Origin of the sequence: Lacisediminihabitans sp. (genome assembly GCF_043726815.1) — a bacterium.
Taxonomy (GTDB): Bacteria; Actinomycetota; Actinomycetes; order Actinomycetales; family Microbacteriaceae; genus Lacisediminihabitans.
In genome coordinates this window covers 1-3,676 of the sequence record NZ_JAYSJZ010000013.1, presented here as the reverse complement: position 1 = coordinate 3,676, position 3,676 = coordinate 1, and the positions used below count along the sequence as shown (strand labels likewise).

Here is a 3,676-nt window from a genome sequence, read left to right as displayed (position 1 = left end):
CATGTCACTACTCGCTCACTCGTTGGATCTCATCCACTCGCTCCCGGTCGACATTCCCGACCCTGGCCCCGTCGCCCCTCCGGGCTTCGCGGGCCCCGTTGCGGTCATCATGGGGTGGGTCAAATGGGTGGGCCTGATCGTCGCCGTCCTCGGCGTCATCATCATCGGAGCCAAGCTCGCGATCAACGTGCGCCGCGGTGAAGCCGCCGGCGAACTCGGCGGCCTGCTGTACGTCGGCCTCGGCTGCATCCTGATCGGCGCGGCCGCGTCGATCGTCGGCTTCATTTCCGGCAGCTGACTTAGCAAGGGAGTCGAATCGTGTCGGACGACAGCACACAGCCGAGTAGCCCCTTCGCCAGCCGCGGCTTCATAGCCGCGGCGATTGTCATTGGGGTGATCCTCCTTGCCGGAGTGATCGTGCTGGTGACCGCGCTCACCGCGCCGCATGATCCCGTCGCGAAGCCGACGTCTTCACCTAGCAGTCCGGTCGCCTCGGGGGACGACAAAAGCGTGTGTGGGCTGCAAGGCTTCGAGACGGAAAGCAGCCTGACGGCCGCGCCGGCTACGAAGTGGGAGCTTGTCGGCACCGTCGCCGCTCCTACCGACCCCTCCGGTGCCGGGCCAGGCCGCGACGATGCCGGCCTGCGTACTTGCTATGCCCACACAGCCGAGGGCGCCTTGTTCGCCGCAGTCGGCTACCTGGCGGTCGGTTCGGATGCTCGTAACGTTCCTAGGCTCTACGAGCTGCTTGCGGACGGGCCTGTGCGCGATGAGCTCCAAGCGACCCCGAGTCCGGGGGATGCCTCGAGCGATCGCCTGCAAGTCGCTGGCTTTAAGATCAACGCCTACAGCGCCAGCGAGGCGACGGTCGACGTCGCCTGGCAGGTCACATCGTCGGGAAGTCAGCTGGTCAGCTTCCCGACTGTCCTTCGCTGGGAACATGGCGACTGGAAGGTCGTCATCGACAAGAACGGCCCGCCGTTCGCGCCGAGTCCCCTCACAAGCCTCGGCGGCTACACGCCCTGGGCGGGAGTCTGACGTGGCGAGCGGCGACTGCTCGGACGCAATCTACTTCGCGACCCACGCCGGCGAATGCGTCTCTGCCGGGGTTAACGGTGTCGTGTCGGCCGCCGCGAACAACACCCTGCAGGAGCTGACGAACCAGGCTCTTCAAGGATTCGGGCAGGCGGTCGCCAGCCTCGGAACGATGTGGGTCTACCTGCCGTCGCCCGTGCTGACAAACGGTACGGGCCAGGCGGGGGGCGGCACGCCTCCTGGCTCTGCTGGCGTGACCACGATCCTCGGCTACGTGATGTGGATTGCGCTGGTGATCTGCGTTCTCTCGATCATCGCCATTGGGGCGATGCTCGCGGTACGCATCCGCCGTGGTGACGGCGAGCAGCTGCTTGGTCGGCTAGGCATCGTCCTCGCTGCGGTGATCCTCATTTCCGGGGGCACGGGCTTGGTCGCCGGCTTGCTGCCGAATCAGGCACCAGGCGGTTCAGCCTCTGCGGTCGGGTTCTTGCAGAACTCCTTGTGGTGGTACGTCGGCGCCATGGCGGTGGTGTCGGTGATCATCGCCGGCATCCGCATGGCGTGGGAGCAACGCGCGAACCCCGGCAAGGAGTTGCTGCAGTCGCTCTTGACCTTGATCGTCGTGTCCGGAGCGGGTCTGACGATCATCGGTCTTGCAGTCGCCGCGACCGACGCTTTCTCGATCTGGGTGCTGAACGGCGCGACCCAATGCGACGTGTCGGCCGCGGGGGAGTCGAACTGCTTCGGCACGAACGTAGCTGCGATGATCGGGCTCAGCTCGACGTCGCCTCTCGCGCTGCTGGCAATTCTGATCCTTGCGCTCCTGGCGATGCTCATGTCGTGGGTGCAGGTCGCGCTCATGATCGTGCGCGGCGGGCTGCTGGTCATCCTCGCCGGGGTGCTGCCGATCACGGCGAGCTTCACGAACACGCAGATGGGCCGCCAGTGGTTCCAGAAGGCGATCGGCTGGACTCTTGCCTTCATCCTCTACAAGCCCGCCGCGGCACTGATCTACGCGGCTGCGTTCCGGCTCACGGGCTCGGATGCGTTCGGGGCTAACGGTGTCGGCATCGTGTCGATCCTGACCGGCATGGGATTGATGATCCTCGCGCTGTTCGCCCTGCCCGCGCTGCTGCGCTTCGTGGCCCCGATGACGAGCGCCGCGATCGGCGGTGGCAGCGGCGGGCTGGCCATGGGTGCCATGGGCGCGGCGATGGGCGTCGAGGCCGCGACGGGTGCGATCAGTCGCACCAGCTCGTCGTCGGTTACCGCCGGGGCATCATCAGCTGCCCCGTCCGGAGCCTCGGCCGCGGGCGGCTCTGCTGCCGGCGCCGGCGGGGGCGCTGCGGCTAGCGGTGGCGCTGCGGCTAGCGGTGGCGCTGCAGCTGGGGGTGCAGCTGCCGGGGGTGCAGCTGCGGCATCCGCCGCTACGGGCGTCGGGATCCCGGTCGCCGCCGGCATCGCTGTAGCGCAGGGTGCCTCGCAGGTCGGCGGAGCTATCAAGTCCGGTGTTCAGTCCGCAGCCGCGGACTCAGCCGGGGAACCAAGCGGAGCATAAAGGGGAGTCATGAGCGCCACCACGAGCCAGGCACACAACGGGCCACGAACCTACGGCAACTGGACGCGGCCGAAGTCGCCGGGCCTGCTGGGCCTCGGCGCGATCGGCACCGGCGTTCTCTTCGTCGGCGCCGGCATCACGATCGTCGTCTCGATCATCGGCGGCCTGCTGGCCGGCTTCGTCGTGGCTGTCGTCACGATCGGCTTCCTGCTGCTGATCGCGTTGCGCGACAAGCACGGGCAGAGCACGCTCGCCCGCACAGCCACCCGGTTCGGCTGGGCGAACACGCGGGCACGCCGGAAAAACATCTACCGCTCGGGCCCGCTGGGCCGCGCCGACTGGGGCACCATGCAGCTGCCGGGCCTTGCCGCGGCATCCCGCCTCGTCGAGTACAAGGACTCGTACAACCGGCCGTTCGCGATGATCCACGTGCCCTCCACCGGGGACTTCACCATCGTGATCGGTTCAGAGCCTGACGGCTCGTCCCTGGTCGATCGTGAACAGGTCGATATCTGGGTGGCGGAGTGGGGCATGTGGCTCGCAAACGTGGCCGACGAACCCGGCCTCGAGGCCGTGTCGGTGACGATCGAGACGGCACCCGACACGGGCCTGCGACTGCAGCGCATGATCCAGAACGGCATCGTCGACGACGCCCCGGAGTTCGCCAAGGAACTGCTCACCGAGATTCAGGGCTCGTACCCGTCGGGTGCCGCCGTGGTGCGCGCGTACATCGCGCTCACCTTCAACGCCGCGGCTCGCAGCGGCGGCCGCAAGCGCTCGGCCGATGAAATGGGGCGCGAGCTTGCCTCTCGCGTCCCCGGGCTCACGCTGGGTCTGTCCTCCACCGGAGCGGGCGCCGTTCACCCGCTCAGCGCGCAGGAGTTGTGCGAGGTGATCCGCGTCGCCTACGACCCCGCAGCCGCGGTACTGATCGACGAGGCCAACGCTGCCGGCGAACCGCCGGAGCTGTACTGGCCGGAGGTGGGCCCGACCGCTCATCAGGCGACCTGGGACTCGTACCGGCACGACTCCGCGACGTCGGTCACCTGGATGATGAGCACGGCACCTCGAGGTAACGTGCCG

General features: G+C 67.9%; 4 protein-coding genes. All 4 read left to right on the top strand.

Annotation, left to right across the window (positions count from 1 at the left end):
- Window positions 1-298, top strand: a 298-nt coding sequence (locus tag ACHZD8_RS01405; RefSeq protein WP_394768317.1) for a hypothetical protein, incomplete at its 5' end; no start/stop codon positions are given.
- Window positions 299-318: 20 nt separating this feature from the next.
- The gene (locus ACHZD8_RS01400) at window positions 319-1,038 is read left to right on the top strand and encodes a hypothetical protein (RefSeq protein WP_394768316.1); all 720 of its coding nucleotides are present in this window, start codon (window positions 319-321) and stop codon (window positions 1,036-1,038) included.
- A 1-nt stretch (window position 1,039) separates the two neighbouring features.
- Complete coding sequence (locus ACHZD8_RS01395) at window positions 1,040-2,593, top strand: hypothetical protein (RefSeq protein ID WP_394768315.1); 1,554 nt, start codon at window positions 1,040-1,042, stop codon at window positions 2,591-2,593.
- Window positions 2,594-2,602: 9 nt separating this feature from the next.
- The coding region (locus tag ACHZD8_RS01390; RefSeq protein ID WP_394768314.1) for an SCO6880 family protein at window positions 2,603-3,676 on the top strand (1,074 nt) is incomplete at its 3' end.